Genomic DNA, 16,308 nt, shown 5'->3' with positions numbered 1-16,308 from the left:
GCCGAAGAAGGCGCTGGGGCAGAATTTCCTCTTCGATCTCAATCTCACCAGCCGCATCGCCCGCTCGGCCGGTGCGCTCGACACGGTGATCGAGGTCGGGCCCGGCCCGGGCGGGCTGACGCGGGCGCTGCTCGCAGCCGGTGCGAAGCGCGTCATCGCGATCGAGCGCGATCCGCGCTGCATCGCAGCGCTCGAGGAGATCGCCGCGCATTATCCAGGGCGGCTCGAGATCATCCAGGGGGATGCGCTTCGCTTCGACCCACGCCCGCTGCTCGCCGGTGAGCGGGCAAAGATCGTCGCGAACCTGCCCTATAATGTGGGCACCCAGCTTCTGCTCGATTGGGTGACGGCGCCGGAATGGCCGCCTTTCTGGGAATCGGCGACCTTGATGTTTCAGCGCGAGGTGGCCAGACGCATCGTCGCCGATGAAGACGATCGCGCCGATTACGGACGTCTCGGCGTGCTGTGCGGCTGGCGCACGCATGCGACGATCCTGTTCGACGTCGCACCCTCTGCCTTCGTGCCCCCGCCCAAGGTCACCTCCAGCGTGGTGCATCTCACCCCGCGCCCGGATCCCGCGCCCTGCGATCTCGCCATGCTGGAGAAGGTCACACAGGCCGCTTTTGGTCAGCGCCGCAAGATGCTGCGCCAGAGCCTGAAGGGGATCCACCCCGATCCCGGTGCCCTGCTGATGCCGCTCGGGATCGCGCCGACGGCACGCGCCGAGGAGCTCGGCGTGGCCGATTTTCTGGCGATCGCCAACGCGCTGGCCGGGACGCGCTGAACTCAGGTCTCTTCCGACAAAAGATTTTCGACGAAGCCGGCAAGGGCGGGATGGCGCTCGCGGCGCAGCCGCTCCGAATCGAGGATGGCGCGCAATTCGCCGAAGGTGCGTTGCAGATCGTCGTTGATCAGCACGTAATCATAGGTCTGCCATTGCGCGATTTCCTCGCGGGCATTGGCCAGCCGCCGGGCGATCACTTCGGGCGAATCCTCCGCGCGGCGCTCCAGCCGGTTGCGCAGTTCGGCCATCGAGGGCGGCAGGATGAAGACGCTGGAAACGTCGTTGGGCATCTTCTCGACGATCTGCTTCGTGCCCTGCCAGTCGATGTCGAACATCATGTCTTCGCCTGCCCCCAGCGCCTGCTCGACGGGCTTGCGCGGCGTGCCGTAGAAATTGCCGTGCACCTCCGCCCATTCGAGCAGATCGCCGCGCTCACGCATCTCCAGGAAGTCGTCACGGGCGATGAAGCGGTAATGCACGCCGTTGATTTCCGAGCCACGCCGGGCCCGGGTCGTCACCGAGACAGACAGCCTGATGCCGTGATCCTGCTCGATCAGGTTGCGCGTCAACGTGCTCTTGCCGGCGCCCGAAGGCGAGGACAGGATCAGAAGCACGCCACGGCGGGGGATGAGGGCTGTATCGGGCATCGGCGTCACTCCACGTTTTGAACCTGCTCGCGAAACTGGTCCACCACGCTCTTCAGCTCCAGCCCGATCCGCGACAAGGTCACGTCCGAGGCCTTGGAGCACAGCGTATTGGCCTCGCGTCCGAATTCCTGGGCGAGAAAATCGAGCCGCCGACCCACCGCGCCGCCCTCTGCCAGCAGCGCCCGTGCGGCGGCGATATGCGCATCGAGCCGGTCGATCTCCTCCTGGATATCGGCGCGGGTGGCAATCAGCACCGCTTCCTGGTGCAGGCGGTCGGCATCGAAACCGGTCCCCGCCTCCATGATGCGGGCGATCTGCTCGGCAATGCGGGCGCGGATGGCCTCCGGCGTGCGGGCCGGGTTGTCACGGGCCGCTGCAACGAGCCTTTCCATGGCACCAAGCTGCGCGGTGATGACCTGCGCGAGCGCCGCGCCTTCGCTGCGGCGGGCTGCGACGAGGGTTTCCGCCAGTTCATCGAGTGCTTTGCCGAGATCGACCTGCAGCGCCTGCGTGATGCTTTCGTCATCGGTTTCCGCGATATCGATGACACCACGCACGCAGAGGAGCCCGTCAAGGCTGGCGGGCCCCACGGCCTCGGAGCGCGGGGCGCGTTCAACGGCTTCGACCAGGGCTGCAAGGATATCGTGATTGACGCGAAGGCGCGGCGCACTTTCCGACCGCGTCAGAGTGAGACCGACCTGGCACTGGCCGCGCGTGAGCATCTTGCCGAGACGCTTGCGGGCCTCTTCGCCCAGCGCATCCCAGCCCGAAGGCATGCGCAGCCGGATATCGAGACCGCGCCCATTCACGGATTTCGCCTCAAAGGCAAAGCTGTAGGGCCCGCTCGTGCCCGTCACACGGGAAAAGCCGGTCATGCTCGCAATGGTCATCCAACCGCCTCCCGGATGCGCTGCACGGATCTGCGTCGTCATCGCCGACATGATCGTCATCGGTGACACGGCGCTTTTGCACCGGCGGCGGTGCCGAGGCAAGCCGGCCGTACTGCCGGAACCCTCAAGAGCGGACATGAAGCGGGTATGAGCGACCCGCGCGCGCGTCAATGGCGCGGCGCGATCGAGAAACCGCCGGCGCGGATGCGATCGGGCAAGCCCTGGGCGAATTCCGCCGCCGCTTCCTCGCCATAGGTGGCGACAAGTTCCTGGAAGGCGGCGAAGATCGCGGCCTGCGCCATGCAATCCGCGTCGAGACCGTCGAGCTGCGCTTCGGCGAAGGCTTCGGTGACATAGCCGAGCGCCATGCGCTTCTCTTCGGCGACGTCGGTGATCGGTGCCGATTGATAATCGTAATCTTCAAGCATGAAACCGTGTCTCTCCCACCTTCCCACAGGCGCGACCTTAGAGACCGCATCTGCCCGCTTCCAGTCTCGGCTTACGAAAAGGTTAACGCGATCCGCTTGTTTTGTGGAAAAGACCTGACGCAGCGGCAAAAAGAGCAGCTTCGTTGCAGCGCATGTCAGTTTCCGTAGCGTGTCGCGATCATCCCGGCGAGCGCATCGCCTTCTTCCAGGAAGCGCGCGATGGCGATTTCCGCTGCGGGGGTACAGCGCCGGTAGGTCAGCGCGAAGGCCGCGTAACCGCGATTATAGGCCCCGGCGAGCCGTTCGGCGCGCTCCGGTCCCTCCGCTTCCAGCAGATCCTGCATGCGTTCGGGCCATTGCGCGGCATCATCCGCTTCACACAGGCCACGCAGGAAGGCGAGTGAGCCCATCACCTCCGCCAGACGCATGAGATCGGCCTCATAGGCCGGTGGCCGGGACGGCGCGCCGTCTTGCGCCGATCCCGAGACCGGCCCTGTGAGCAGGATCGCGGCGGTGAGGGCGCATATCGGGGCCAGGCGCCGCATCATGGTTGTTGCCGCGCGAGGGTGAGAGCGCCCTCGACGATCTGCGCGAGATGCGGCGTCGTCGGCAGCCCGGCGAGCCCTTCCGGATCAGCCCAGATGACGGCCCCGGCTTCAGGTCCGGGACGCGGCTCGCCCGCGACCCATTGCGCCGCATGGGCGCAAATGACGTAATGCACGCGCACCGCGCCGTCCTCGTCGTGCTCGATCACCTCGATCGGACGCACGAGGCCGAGAATCCGGGCTGTGACGCCGACCTCCTCATGTAACTCGCGCAGAGCCGCCTGGGCCAGGGTCTCGCCCGGCTCCACCAGTCCGCCGGGCAGCGTATAGAGGTGATTCATCGGCGGGCGGGTGCGTGTCGCGAGCAGCACACGGCCCTCGCGCAGCACGCAGATGCTCGCGGCCAGCAACGGGTTTGCGGGATAGTCACGCTGCACCGACACGATTGTCTTCCCTCCATCGCTGCGCCGTCTGCGCATCCATCATGCGGCTGTTTTCGCAAAGCCGGGAGGCGCCGACAAGGACGTATTGCCGTGCATGGCGGGGCCATGGACATGCAAAAGCCCCGTCCTGGAGGGGTGACGGGGCTTTCGCGATGCCGCCGGAGCGGCTGCCGTGACGGGCTGAAGGCGTCTTACTTGACGAAGGGGAGGCGCGCATCATCGCCGAGGCGCATCTTGCGATACTCTTCGCTGGTGACGATGGATTCGTAGAGATGCGGGGCGTAGAGCATCAGCTCGCGCTCGAAACGACGCATCTGGGCACGCTCGAGACCATTGAGCAGCCGCTGGAAGAAACCCTTTCGGACGGGCGCTGCCGGGGTTTCGGTGGCAGCGGCGTCGGCGGTGGGGGCATTGGGATAATTGAGGGCATAGGCCATGGGGACATCTCCTGAGCTGGTTACGCTCTGATCGTTCCCGAGCGTTTCCGTTGTCGTTGCATCGCAATATAAGTCAGCATCCCTGCCCTAGCTATGGAGTCTGAGACATGTTTGCCATGCGTCTAATGCATGCATCTGCGCCGAACACCTCGACCATGCTCGTTTGACGCATGACAGAGCACGCTGCCGACAAAAGCGGCAGGCCGAAGCCGTATCTGCCGTGTTGCAGTGCAGCATGGACCCGGATTATCGTCATTGAAATTCCGTTTCCAGGTCTTGCCCCGTGACGGTCATGCCCGCTGCGGCCTGATCGCGATCTTGCATCAGCCGCGCATCCGACCCAGAACAGGGGCGAGGCATCGAACCAGGTGAGGTCTTGCGTGAGTGGTCCGTTCCAGACATTCGACGATCCCGTGGCCGGCGGGCGCGATCCGCGGCGGCTTGCGCGCCTGCGCACGGCGCTCGAATCGAAGGGCCTGAGCGCCTTCATCATCCCCCGCGCCGATGTGCATCAATCCGAATACACGCCGCCGCATGACGAGCGGCTGGCATGGCTGACGGGTTTTACCGGCTCGGCGGGGCTTGCCGTGGTGCTCGCGCGTGCGGCGGCGTTGTTCACCGACGGGCGCTACACCCTGCAGGCGCCGCAGCAGATCGACATGACGCAGTGGCAAGTCGTTGATTCGACGCGTACCAGACCTTTCGTCTGGCTTGCCGAGCACCTCGGCGAGGGTGATGTCGTCGGCTTCGACCCGTGGCTGATGACCGCGCGGGACGTGGCGCGGCTGCGCCGGGAGGTCGAGACTGTCGGCGGATTGCTGCAAGCCTTGCCCGATAACCCGCTCGACGCGCTCTGGGACGACCAGCCGCCGCCACCGAAGGCGCCATTATGGGGGCATGATCCGGATCTGACCGGCGAGAGCGTCCCGGACAAGCTCGCGCGGATCCGTACGGCGATCGGTGAGGCGCGCTGCGATGCCCTCGTCGTCAGCGATCCGCATAATCTGTGCTGGGCCTTCAATCTGCGCGGCGCGGATGTCGCGCATACGCCGATCGTGCTCGGCTTCGCCCTGATCCCCGCCGAAGGCCGTCCGGTTCTCTTCATCGCGGGCGGCAAGATTGATGCGGCGATGCGCACGGCGATCTCGGAGCATGCCGATCTCGCGGAGCCGGACGGGTTGCTGGAAACCCTCACGGCCCGCGCTTGCGGCGGCGCGAAGCTGCGCATCGACAGTGCCACCGGCGCGGAGATCCTGCGCGAAACCGTCGTGCAGGCCGGCGGCGAGGCCGATGTCGCGGCTGATCCGATCACGTTGATGAAGGCCCGCAAGAACCCGGTCGAGATCGCCGGAAGCCGGGAAGCGCATCTGCGAGACGGCGTCGCGGTCTCGCGTTTCCTCGCCTGGTTCGCCGATACCGCCCCCCGCGGGGGGCTCACCGAGATCGACGCCGTGCGCAAGCTGGAAGAGATGCGTGCGCAGACCAATGCGCTCGTCGAGATCTCCTTTCCCACCATTGCCGGGGCCGGCCCCAACGGGGCGATCGTGCATTACCGGGTCAGCACGCAGAGTAATCGGGCAATCGGGACGGGGGAGCTGTTCCTGATCGATTCCGGTGCGCAATACAATGACGGCACCACCGATATTACCCGCACGCTGGTCACCGGTGAGCCGACACCGGAGATGCGTGCGCATTACACCCGTGTGCTCAAGGGTCATATCGCCATCGCCCGCGCCGTCTTTCCAAGGGGGACGACGGGCGCGCAGATCGATGCGCTGGCGCGGCTGCCACTCTGGGAGGCCGGGCTCGATTTCGACCACGGCACCGGGCATGGCGTCGGCAGCTTCCTCTCCGTGCATGAAGGCCCGCAGCGCATCTCGAAGGCCGGCAATGTCGCGCTGGATCCGGGGATGATCCTCTCCAACGAGCCGGGCTATTACAGGGCCGGCGCCTACGGCATCCGTCTGGAGAATCTGCTCCTGGTGGAGCTCCGCGCCATCGCCGGTGCGGAGCGCGAGATGCTCGGCTTCGAAACCCTCACCCTTGCGCCGTTCGAGCGACGGCTGATCGAGCCCGCCCTGCTGGGGCGAAGCGAGCGCGCCTGGATCGACGCCTATCACGCTCGCGTGTGGGAGAAGCTCGCACTCTCCGTCGACGACGCCACCCGCGCCTGGCTCGAAGGCGCAACCCGGCCGCTTGCGGTGTGACGATCCGGAAATGCAGCGGTGATCGCCCGATGGCGCAAAAGGCCTTTGGCCAGAACGCCCTGTCCGGCGAGCGCCGTGGGGCGTAGGCTTTCATGCGTGAGGCGCCAGGGTATGGAGGCGATATGGACAACGCAGTAATTCCTGATCTTTCGGGCAAGACCATTGCGATCGTTGCGCCGGGTAATATGGGCGCGGGCCTTGCCGCACGCGCCCACGCCGCCGGATTTACCGTGCTCACATTGCTGGCCGGGCGCGGCGAGGCCACACGCATGCGGGCCAGTCAGGCGGGCATGCAGGATGCTTCCGCGCAGGAAATCGCCGCCTGCCCCGTCATTCTATCCGTGGTGCCGCCGGGGCGTGCCCATGCGCTGGCACGCGACCTCGCCCCGGCGCTCGCCGCGGCGCCGGTCAAACCGCTCTATGTCGATTGCAATGCGGTCTCGCCCGAGACGGTGAAAGTGATCGCCGAGACGATCACGGCGACGGGCACGGCTTTCGCCGATGCCGGGATCATCGGTCTGCCACCGAAAGCTGACGGCCCGCTTCCGGTGATCTATGCGAGTGGCAAGGCCGCGCCCGGGCTCGCTGCGCTGAACCATGCCGGTCTCGATATCCGTGTGCTCGACGGGCCCGTCGGCGCGGCCTCGACCCTGAAGATGTGTTATGCGGGCATCGGCAAGGGGCTGACGGCGCTCGCCTCGGCAATGATCCTCGCCGCCGAGCGCGCCGGTGCCGGCGATGCGCTGCGGACCGAGATGGAACGCAGCCAGAAGATGCTGCTCGGGCGGCTTGAGGGCAGCATTCCCGACATGTTCCCCAAAGCCTATCGCTGGGTCGCGGAAATGGAAGAGATCGCGGATTTTCTGTGCGATGAGAGACCCGAATCCGGGATCTATCGCGGCATGGCGGGCTTCTATGACAGGCTCGCCGGCGATTTCGATGCGCAGGGTCCGGAGATCGCGGCGCTGAAGCGGTTCCTGGAGAAGGACTGATCCGCAGGCCCGACCAGACGGAACCGGAATGAACCGCTTTCGGGTGTCTGCGGAATGCGAGTCGGACAACCTCGCGCGGCCACGAAATCTAGAATATTGAAATGATTGAAATTTTACGCCTTTACCAAATGGCGCGTCGATGTCGTTTCACGGCAGGCAAAACTGATGCATATAAAATCAAAACATGATATCATATATTTATGAGATATTATTTAAATGAATACCATTTGCGTGTTCGTAAGCCCCGGCCTCCGCCCGGCCTCGGGCGGGACGTGGTCGTCTCCGCGCCGGAGGAGAACGATGCTTTCGAGCAGGCCTTGTGGCGTCAGACGCTGGCCCGCGCCATTCGGCAGGCGCGCCGGGAGGCGCAGGGTCGAAACGATCCCATGCTCAAGCAGAAACTCCGCCGTCTCTATCGCACCCTCTGGGGCGGTCGGCGGGTTTCGCCCAGCGCCGGCGATCCGGCCCTAGAGTGCGCCGCTGCCCGGCTGGCCGGCGAGCAGCGCCAGGCCGATCACCAGCACGAAGGCGGCGGCCGCGAGCTCGAAGCCCGAGCCGATGACTGTCCCCCGCTCATTGCGTCCGCCGGCGATGCGCAGGGCGAAATCCTTCATGAAGACGGCGGTGAGCGCGATCAGGCTGGTGGTGATGGCGGTGCCGACGGCCATGGCGAAGGTCGCGGCGATTCCCGCGCCGATGAGATCCTGCGAAGCGGCAAACACGAGCAGGACGAGGGCTCCGGCGCAGGGCCGCAGGCCGGCGGCGAAAACCACGCCGGCATATTCGCGCCAGCGCCGCAGCCGCATGAATTCCTCGGGCGGGGGCAGATGCACGTGGTCGCACCCGGCGACGTGATCTTGCCGCAGGCCGCGCCGGTGCAGGATGAGATCGGTGAAGCGCCCGGCCTTGCGCCAGGTCAGCCAGAGCCCGAGCAGGGCGACGACGAGGAAACTCGTGAATTCAACCCGCCCCGTCAGCCGGTCCATACCGACTGCGGTGAGACTGAAGACGGCAATCGCGGCGCCGACCATGGCGATGGCAACGACGGCCTGCAGAAAGGCGGCAGCGAAGCACAGGCCGATCCCGCGCCGCAGAGCGCGCTCTTCCGCGACGAGATAGGCTGAGATCACGGCCTTGCCGTGTCCCGGACCGGCAGCGTGGAAGACGCCATAGGCAAAACCCACACCCATCAGGGCCCAGAACGCCCCGCCGCCCTCGGGCAGGGCGCGCACGCCGGCCTGGATGCGCTGGTAGAACAGCCCCTGCAGAGCCAGCAGGGTGTTCATCAGCGCATTGCCGGGCGGCGCTGTCTCACGCATGGTCATGCCGAACGGCGCAACCGTTGGGGCGGGCGCCGGCGCGGATGGCACGAGAAGATACAGAATCAGATTGAGCGCACCACCCACGGCGAGCACGGCGATCAGCGCGAAACCGAGGCGCAGCGCGAGACGTCGCCATCCCGCCGGGCCGGTACGCCCGGAGTGATTCGCGGCACCAACGGTATCGGCGGCCAAAGATGCCGGCGTCGGGGACGGGCTGGTTCTGGTCATGTCACTTCGCCGTCATGGATACGGTCGTCCTTCGAGCGGAGGCGTTCACGGGCAGGCGATCAGCGCACGATTCGCGAATTGCTCGCCGAAATCGGAGGCCGCCGTCAAGGTGGCGAAGAAGGCCTCCGACAGGCTCGCGGTTTCTTCGATCTCCGATGAGGCGGGTCGCGTGATCGTCTTGGCGCAGCCTTGCGGACCGCCGACGAGGCGGATGGCGTCGTCACCCTCGTCGATGGCGAAGGAGACGAACAGCGTCGGATCGTAGATTTCCATCACGAAGGCCGTGCGCGGTCGGGCCGGTTCGCTCAGCGGCAGGGTGAAGCTGAGGGTGAGTTGCCCGCCTTCATAGACCATGTCGTAATCGACGGGTGGCGCGAAATCACGGTCATCGCCATCGATTCGCGCTTCGGTGAAATAGCCGAATTCGACCAGCGAGGTGGCGTTGATCTCGGCCAGTTCCCGCAATTGTGCCGGGCCGACCTCGCCGTAATCCTCCTCCAGCCCCTGCACGGCCCAGGCGGAATAGAATTCGTCGAAGGTCCAGATATGCCGCAGCCCGGCGACGCGGCGGGCTTCGTCATAGAGCACTTCCGCATGTGCCGTGACCCAGACATGCGGATGCGCCCGTGCGGGCTTCGTTGCGAGCACCGACATGCCGGTGAGCAGCGCCAGCACGGTCAGCATACGCAACGCGATCCCGTATGACGGCATCCGGCGCTGGGACGAAGTTGCATTGCGCGCAAGACTCTCGATCATGGCAATCCGTTTCTTTCCCGGCCGCGGCTCCGGGTTCCGGCGAGACGCGCCACCATGGATGAAGCTGCGCCGCTATGGTTAAGCGAGCGTTAATGCTTCGTATCACATCAGGCTGACCTCGCACATTGCACTGGTGCTGCGCGAGTGGGGCGAAAGCATGACGGGGTGATGCGGAGCGGGCATGGTACGCACGCGAACATGGCACGCATGCACGCGGGCAAGCCGCTTTTCCCGCGCGATGCACCCTTGCGGGCGGGACGAAATCCTTCCACTTTCGTATGAGACCAATAAGCAACCGGGGCGCGCCCGCGATTGACGGTCATCGCTGAATATGTCAGCATCACTGACATATCATGCGCGCTTTTACGGATGCGCGCCCGGAAATGCCGAGCGCGGACGAGACCGGTGGCAAGCTGGCGGAACGCGGGAAGCCGAGGGTCGCGACAGGCGACCGAGGAGGACAGACGTATGAGCAAGGCTGGCATCGACGATAAGGCCGTGGAAGAGAAGACCGCGAAGGCCGCAACCTCTGAACCGGCCAATGCGCTGCGCGACGTCTCTCTCGACGACAAGTATGATCTCGGCAAGGATCGCGTCTTCCTCACAGGAACACAGGCGATCATCCGCCTGCTGCAGATGCAGCGCGAACGCGACCGGCTGGCCGGGTTGAACACGGCGGGTTTCGTCTCCGGTTATCGCGGCTCTCCGCTGGGCGGGCTCGATCTCAATCTGGCGCGGGCGAAGAAGCATCTCGCCGCCTCCCACATCACCTTCCAGCCCGGCCTCAACGAGGAACTCGCAGCGACCGCCATCTGGGGCACGCAGCAGGCGGAACTGCGCGGCGAAGGCAGGTATGACGGCGTCTTCGGCGTCTGGTACGGCAAGGGCCCGGGCGTTGATCGCTCCGGTGACGTCTTCCGCCACGCCAACATGGCCGGCACCTCGACCAATGGCGGCGTGCTCGCCCTGATGGGCGATGATCACATTGCCGAATCATCGACCGTGGCGCACCAGTCGGAATTCCATTTCGTCGATGTGATGAGCCCGATCCTGAACCCGGCCGGGGTGCAGGAGATCCTCGACTACGGCCTCTACGGCTTCGCCATGAGCCGCTATACCGGGACCTGGACCGCGTTCAAGTGTGTCAAGGACAACATCGAATCGACCGCCTCGGTGGACGGCTCGATCGACCGGGTGAAGATCGAATATCCGGATGATTTCGCCATGCCGCCGGGCGGGCTCAACATCCGGCTTGGCGACAGCATCCTCGAACAGGAAGCGCGCCTGCAGGATTACAAGCGCGACGCCATGCTCGCCTTCATCCGCGCCAACAACCTCAACCGCACCATCCTGACCGGCGGGCGCAATCCGAAGGTCGGTGTGATCACGGTCGGCAAATCGTATCTCGACGTGCGCCAGGCCATGGACGAGCTCGGCCTCGACGAGGTCAAGGCCAATGACATGGGCTTGCGGCTCTACAAGATCGCCTGCCCCTGGCCGCTCTCGCAGCGCGAGCTGATGGATTTCGCCCAGGGGCTCGATCTCGTCATCGTGGTTGAGGAAAAGCGCTCGCTGATCGAGGTGCAACTGCGCGAGGAGCTCTACGGCACCGCCAATCAGCCGGTCTGCATCGGCAAACGCGACGAGCAAGGCGACTGGCTCTTCCCCGTCAAGGGCGCACTCGATTCCAACGACATCGCCATCGCCATCGGTGAGCGGCTCCTGCGCTACCATAACAACGATGATCTCGCCGGACGCGTGGCGCGCCTCAAGGAGGCGCAGGACATCCTTGCCAGGACCAGCGACGTCTCGAACCGCACTCCGCATTTCTGCGCCGGCTGTCCGCATAACAGCTCGACCAAGGTGCCCGACGGCATGCGCGCCTATGCGGGAATCGGCTGCCATTACATGGTCCAGTGGATGGACCGCAACACGTCGGGTTTCACCCAGATGGGCGGCGAGGGCGCCAACTGGATCGGCGAGGCGCCGTTCTCCACGCGCGGCCACGTCTTCCAGAACCTGGGCGACGGCACCTACAACCATTCCGGCGTGATGGCACTGCGCTGGGCGGTCGATACGAAGACCAACATTACCTATAAAATCCTGTTCAACGACGCCGTCGCCATGACCGGCGGGCAGACGCATGAAGGCGGGCTCACCGTCGACATGATCGCCCGGCAGGTCCGCGCCGAGGGCGTCGAGCGCATCGCGCTGGTGACCGACGAGCCGGAGAAGTATCCTTCGACGGCGGATTTTCCCGCCGGGATGACGATCAACCATCGCGACGAAATCCAGAGCGTGCAGCAAGAGCTCGCCGAAATCGGCGGCGTCTCGGTGATGATCTACGACCAGACCTGCGCCTCGGAAAAGCGCCGCCGCCGCAAGCGGGGCACCTTCCCTGATCCCGACAAGCGCGTGATCATCAACGAGCTCGTCTGCGAAGGTTGCGGCGATTGCTCGGTCCAGTCGAACTGCGTCGCGGTACAGCCGCTCGAGACCGAATACGGGCGCAAGCGCCAGATCGACCAGTCCAATTGCAACAAGGACTTCTCCTGCGTGAAAGGCTTCTGCCCGTCCTTCGTGACGGTGCACGGGGCCAAGCCGAAAAAGGCCAAGGTCTCCGGCTCCGGCGATGCGTTGCCCGAGACGATCCCCGATCCGCAGATTCCCGCGATCGACACGACCTGGAACTGCATCGTCACCGGCGTGGGCGGTACCGGCGTCGTCACCATCGGCGCCATCATCGGCATGGCCGCTCATCTCGAAGGCAAGGGCTGCGGCATGATCGACATGGCCGGCCTCGCCCAGAAGGGCGGCTCGGTCTACAGCCATGTGCGTCTCGCCAAGTCGCCGGAAGAGATCCACGCCATCCGCGTCGCGGCCGGCACGGCGGATCTGGTGCTCGGCTGCGATCTCGTGGTGAGCGGCACCAAGAAGGTGCTGGCTGCGGTCTCGCCCGGGCGCACGGCACTGGTCGTCAACACGGCGGAGGTCTATCCGGGCGACTTCACCCGCGATGCTGATTTCTCGCTGCCGGCGGAGCGCCTCAAGCGCGAGATCAAGCGCATCGCCAATGGCGAGAAGGTCGATTTCGTCGATGCCACGGCGATCGCCACGGCGCTTCTCGGCGATGCGATCGCGGCCAACATGTTCATGCTGGGCTTTGCCTATCAGCGCGGCGCGGTGCCGCTGCATGCCGATGCGATCGAGCGCGGCATCGCGCTCAACGGACAGGCCGTGGCGATGAATATCGAAGCCTTCCGGCTGGGCCGCAAGGCGGCGGCAAGCCCCGAGGGCCTCGCCAGGGTCGTCGCCTCGCTGAAGGCGCCGACCAAGGCGCGCGAGATCTCGCAGACGCTTGACGAGACCATCGCCCGGCGCGTCGAATTCCTCACCGCCTATCAGGATGCGGCCTATGCCGCGCGCTATCAGGCGCTGGTCGAGAAGGTCCGCGCTGCCGAAGCGAAGGCCGTTGACGGCAAGGAGGGGCTCACCGAGGCGGTCGCGCGCAACCTGTTCAAGCTGATGGCCTACAAGGATGAATACGAGGTCGCGCGGCTCTATTCCGACGGCTCCTTCCTCCGCCAGGTCGATCAGACCTTCGAGGGCGGCAATCTGCGCTTCGAATTCCACCTCGCCCCGCCGCTTCTGGCCCGCAAGGATCCCAATACCGGCGTGCCGCGCAAGATCACCTTCGGGCCGTGGATGCTCAAGGCCTTCGGGCTGCTGGCAAAGTTCAAGGGCCTGCGCGGCACGAAGCTCGACGTCTTCGGCTACACGCAGGAGCGCCGCACCGAGCGGCAGCTGATCACGGATTACGAGGCCATGCTGGAGGAGATCGTGGCGAAGCTCTCGCCCGACAACCACATCACCGCCCTCGGCCTCGCCTCGATCCCGGCCAAGATCCGCGGCTTCGGCCATGTCAAGGAGCGCCACCTCGAAGCCGCCAAGGCGGAAGAGGCGGCCCTGATGGAGCGCTTCCGCAACCCGCAGAAAGCGCCGGCAGCGGAAGCGGCGGAGTGAGCGGCGGCGAAGGCAATAACAGCGTGACCGTACCGCCAGTGATCTGGCGGTACGGGACACAGCCAATCTGCGACTTTGACGGTTTAAGGCGGACGAATGCCCGCTTATTGGAGAGTGCGGTTCAGATTAAAAGCGCGTGTCATCCCCACGCTCCCAATCAGCCAGATTATCCCCAGGCGGCAACGCGAAGACTTCGCCGTCGTAAGAAATCACTCCAGGGAACATTCCGCCAAGTTCGAGGATCTGAATGCTTTCTGTTACACCAAGTTGGTCTAATGCGTTTACGCCATTCCTGAAGCTAAGCGTATCATCACCCGATCCGGGAGCGAGAAATATTTCCGCGGAGCTTATGTCGAGATCGCGTAAAGATTCCACTATTCTTTGCGGATCGGAAAGCGCATCAAGATGCGCTACGTAGTGCCTTTCGTTTTCCCTATCTATTACAATCAGGCCAGTACAGGTATTCAATCCGTGAGTCGACAATGGCTGATCCAAATCTGCAAGTTGGAACATGTCTTGCCTAACATAAGCACCAGGCTCACCAAGATAGATTTCATCTGGCTGCGTTATCCGGTTAATATCCCATCTGATATCAGAAATCCGCTGATTCTGAATAGCAGTAGCCTGGAAATCTGATGCCCAATTCACTAAAGAATCAGGACTCTCTGTATAGCCTTGTGCCTGCATATTCAAGCCAAGGCGACTTGCTATCTGAGGAAGGAAAAGCTCACGATCATCTATGCTGGCGATTTTAATCGGCGTCGCGTCCGTAGATAAATCGATCCGCATTACACGTTCTGGCTCGTCAGGAAGGGTGATGAAAATACTATTTCTACCGTTATAGGACACACGGACATTGATATCATATCCTTCCACATCGACCGAAGCGATCGTTGACCAGCGCTCGCCAGCAGTAATCGCTGCGCTCAGCGCCCCATCAAAGAGCCCTTGAAATTCGGAATTGAGGCGCTCCGGATCAAGCGGTTCACGTTCAGCAATATTGTAATCCGATCCGCCAGCGCCCCCAAAACCCTATTTACGAGTGGTTGCATATCTGGCGTATTTGATGCTTTTGGGGCATCTGGCATTCGAATGGAATGCAGATCAAAATCGGAATTTTTCCGCTCAGGCCTATAATCATTCTGCGAAATTTTTTGGATCGATTGGATCATGGCTTATCTCCTTCAATCAGAAGATAGCAACAAATTAATATAATTTCTATTCATTGTTAATGACGAGATATTATATTTAAGCGTAAATGTTATAATTTCATTTCTCACTAGTCGCCGATCTGTTACCGCTGCCAGTACCTGCAACAAACCCACCCGCCCGTGGCATGCTCGGTTCCGGGCCCGTCACGGGCTTCGTCTCCTCCGCCTCGCTCTGCGCTCTCCCACGCTCTCCCGCCGTGATGAAATCGACGATGCGCGCAGCCGCCTCGCCGTCGAGCAGCGGGGCGTGGCCCTGGCCGGGGACGATATGTGTCTCGCAGGCCGGATGGCGCTTTGCCATTTCCGCTACCGTCTCGCGCGAGAGAATATCGGAATGCTCGCCGCGCAGCACCAGCAGCGGCGCGTGAACGAGCGCGGCAAACAGCGTCCAGAGCGGTGGCAGCGGCTTTTCCAGATCGAGCCCGGCCAGCCCTTTGAGTAGCGCGGGATCATAGACGGGCACCAGCTTGCCGTCCTTCTCCTGCCATGTCCCCCGCGCAAGCTTCATCCAGCCTTCATCGTCGAGGCCGGGGAATTGCTTGTCGGAAATCGTCTGCATGATTTCCACGGCCTGGGTGAAGTCGCGCGGCGCGGGCAGCTTGCCGACATAGCCGCGTATGCGCATCAATCCTTTCGGCTCGATCACCGGGCCGACATCGTTGAACACAGCCGCGCGAATCGCCGTCGGTCGCGCCGCCGCGATCGCCATGGTCACGAGCCCGCCGCGCGAGGTGCCGACGAAGATCGCCTGATGCACGCCCATCGCGGTCATCGCGGCGAGGCAATCATCCATCTCGATGCCGATATCGTAATTGCGCCAGTTGCGATCATGCTGCGACAGGCCGCGTCCGCGATAATCCAGCGCAAGCACGCGCCTCGGTGGTTCGGCGGTGGACAGAGCGACTGCAAGATCGTGGAAATCGAACGCCGTGCGTGCGATCCCGGGCAGGCAGATGACCGGGGTCAGGGTCGAGTCGATCGGCCCGTAATCGCGCAGATGCAGAACGAGCCCGTCGGTCGCTGTGACGTATCGCGCGCGATAGCCGGCATCTTCGTGCCGAACTGCCTCATCCGCGGCCGCGACATTCTCTGCCTGCATCGCCCGTGTCCTCATGCTCGCGCCTCATTGGCGCAGAGGATGCGTCCTGCGAAGCGATTTCGCAACAACGGTGGTGCATGGCGTCGCCGCGCAATCAGCGCCGGCGCGGCGATGCCGTATCGCAGGCGCCATCATCCGTGCAGGCGGGCTGATCGCGCCTGCCGCCGAACAGGCGTTGCAGGCGTGGACGCACAGGAAGGAACATGGCGTAGGCGCCATCCAGCAGGCTCGCCAGCGGCTCACGGCGCAGGACGCTCCCGATGGTGCGAAACCCGTCGAGCTGCGCCATGATCTCC

General features: G+C 64.1%; 16 protein-coding genes. 4 read left to right on the top strand and 12 right to left on the bottom strand.

Annotation, left to right across the window (positions count from 1 at the left end):
- Positions 1 to 784, top strand: a 784-nt coding sequence (gene rsmA, locus VKP01_RS08430) for a 16S rRNA (adenine(1518)-N(6)/adenine(1519)-N(6))-dimethyltransferase RsmA (RefSeq protein ID WP_324411707.1), incomplete at its 5' end; no start/stop codon positions are given.
- A 2-nt stretch (positions 785 to 786) separates the two neighbouring features.
- Here the strand turns inward: rsmA and gmk are convergent.
- The 6 genes from gmk to VKP01_RS08400 all read right to left on the bottom strand — a co-directional run bounded on the left by gmk (position 787) and on the right by VKP01_RS08400 (position 4,174).
- Positions 787 to 1,431 (bottom strand): guanylate kinase, encoded by a 645-nt coding sequence (gene gmk, locus VKP01_RS08425; protein ID WP_324411706.1) that lies wholly within the window; start codon positions 1,429 to 1,431, stop codon positions 787 to 789.
- Positions 1,432 to 1,436: 5 nt separating this feature from the next.
- On the bottom strand, positions 1,437 to 2,321 hold the full coding sequence (locus VKP01_RS08420; protein ID WP_324411705.1) for a YicC/YloC family endoribonuclease: 885 nt from the start codon (positions 2,319 to 2,321) through the stop codon (positions 1,437 to 1,439).
- A gap of 167 nt (positions 2,322 to 2,488) precedes the next feature.
- Positions 2,489 to 2,749 (bottom strand): hypothetical protein, encoded by a 261-nt coding sequence (locus VKP01_RS08415; protein ID WP_324411704.1) that lies wholly within the window; start codon positions 2,747 to 2,749, stop codon positions 2,489 to 2,491.
- 155 nt (positions 2,750 to 2,904) lie between these two features.
- Positions 2,905 to 3,297: a TIGR02301 family protein gene (locus VKP01_RS08410; RefSeq protein ID WP_324411703.1), complete on the bottom strand. Its 393-nt coding sequence runs from the start codon at positions 3,295 to 3,297 to the stop codon at positions 2,905 to 2,907.
- A complete protein-coding gene (locus VKP01_RS08405) occupies positions 3,294 to 3,737 on the bottom strand; it encodes an NUDIX hydrolase (protein ID WP_324411702.1) in 444 nt (147 codons plus the stop codon). Before VKP01_RS08405 ends, VKP01_RS08410 begins: the two co-directional genes overlap by 4 nt.
- 191 nt (positions 3,738 to 3,928) lie before the next feature.
- Positions 3,929 to 4,174, bottom strand: coding sequence for a hypothetical protein (locus VKP01_RS08400; protein ID WP_324411701.1), 246 nt, complete (start codon positions 4,172 to 4,174; stop codon positions 3,929 to 3,931).
- A 380-nt stretch (positions 4,175 to 4,554) separates the two neighbouring features.
- Here VKP01_RS08400 and VKP01_RS08395 point away from each other — a divergent pair, with 380 nt between their 5' ends.
- On the top strand, positions 4,555 to 6,381 hold the full coding sequence (locus tag VKP01_RS08395; RefSeq protein WP_324411700.1) for an aminopeptidase P family protein: 1,827 nt from the start codon (positions 4,555 to 4,557) through the stop codon (positions 6,379 to 6,381).
- Positions 6,382 to 6,503: 122 nt separating this feature from the next.
- Positions 6,504 to 7,373, top strand: coding sequence for an NAD(P)-dependent oxidoreductase (locus VKP01_RS08390; RefSeq protein ID WP_324411699.1), 870 nt, complete (start codon positions 6,504 to 6,506; stop codon positions 7,371 to 7,373).
- Positions 7,374 to 7,840: 467 nt separating this feature from the next.
- Here VKP01_RS08390 and VKP01_RS08385 read toward each other — a convergent pair whose 3' ends face one another.
- Together VKP01_RS08385 and VKP01_RS08380 are read right to left on the bottom strand one after the other, a co-directional pair.
- Positions 7,841 to 8,923, bottom strand: coding sequence for a nickel/cobalt transporter (locus tag VKP01_RS08385; RefSeq protein WP_324411698.1), 1,083 nt, complete (start codon positions 8,921 to 8,923; stop codon positions 7,841 to 7,843).
- Positions 8,924 to 8,968: 45 nt separating this feature from the next.
- Positions 8,969 to 9,679 (bottom strand): DUF1007 family protein, encoded by a 711-nt coding sequence (locus VKP01_RS08380; RefSeq protein ID WP_324411697.1) that lies wholly within the window; start codon positions 9,677 to 9,679, stop codon positions 8,969 to 8,971.
- A 468-nt stretch (positions 9,680 to 10,147) separates the two neighbouring features.
- Here VKP01_RS08380 and VKP01_RS08375 point away from each other — a divergent pair, with 468 nt between their 5' ends.
- Positions 10,148 to 13,702 (top strand): indolepyruvate ferredoxin oxidoreductase family protein, encoded by a 3,555-nt coding sequence (locus VKP01_RS08375; RefSeq protein ID WP_324411696.1) that lies wholly within the window; start codon positions 10,148 to 10,150, stop codon positions 13,700 to 13,702.
- A 126-nt stretch (positions 13,703 to 13,828) separates the two neighbouring features.
- On the opposite strand, the gene VKP01_RS08370 is transcribed toward VKP01_RS08375, so the two are convergent.
- The 4 genes from VKP01_RS08370 to VKP01_RS08355 all read right to left on the bottom strand — a co-directional run.
- Positions 13,829 to 14,578: a hypothetical protein gene (locus VKP01_RS08370; RefSeq protein WP_324411695.1), complete on the bottom strand. Its 750-nt coding sequence runs from the start codon at positions 14,576 to 14,578 to the stop codon at positions 13,829 to 13,831.
- Between the two features lie 50 nt (positions 14,579 to 14,628).
- A complete protein-coding gene (locus VKP01_RS08365; protein WP_324411694.1) occupies positions 14,629 to 14,874 on the bottom strand; it encodes a hypothetical protein in 246 nt (81 codons plus the stop codon).
- 97 nt (positions 14,875 to 14,971) lie between these two features.
- Positions 14,972 to 16,027, bottom strand: a complete 1,056-nt coding sequence (locus VKP01_RS08360) for an alpha/beta hydrolase (protein ID WP_324411693.1) — start codon at positions 16,025 to 16,027, stop codon at positions 14,972 to 14,974.
- A gap of 79 nt (positions 16,028 to 16,106) precedes the next feature.
- A partial coding sequence (locus VKP01_RS08355) for a hypothetical protein (protein WP_324411692.1) occupies positions 16,107 to 16,308 on the bottom strand: 202 nt, incomplete at its 5' end.

This window comes from Saliniramus sp. (assembly GCF_035311605.1).
Taxonomy (GTDB): domain Bacteria; phylum Pseudomonadota; class Alphaproteobacteria; order Rhizobiales; family Beijerinckiaceae; genus Saliniramus.
This window is presented reverse-complemented; position numbering and strand designations above follow the sequence as displayed.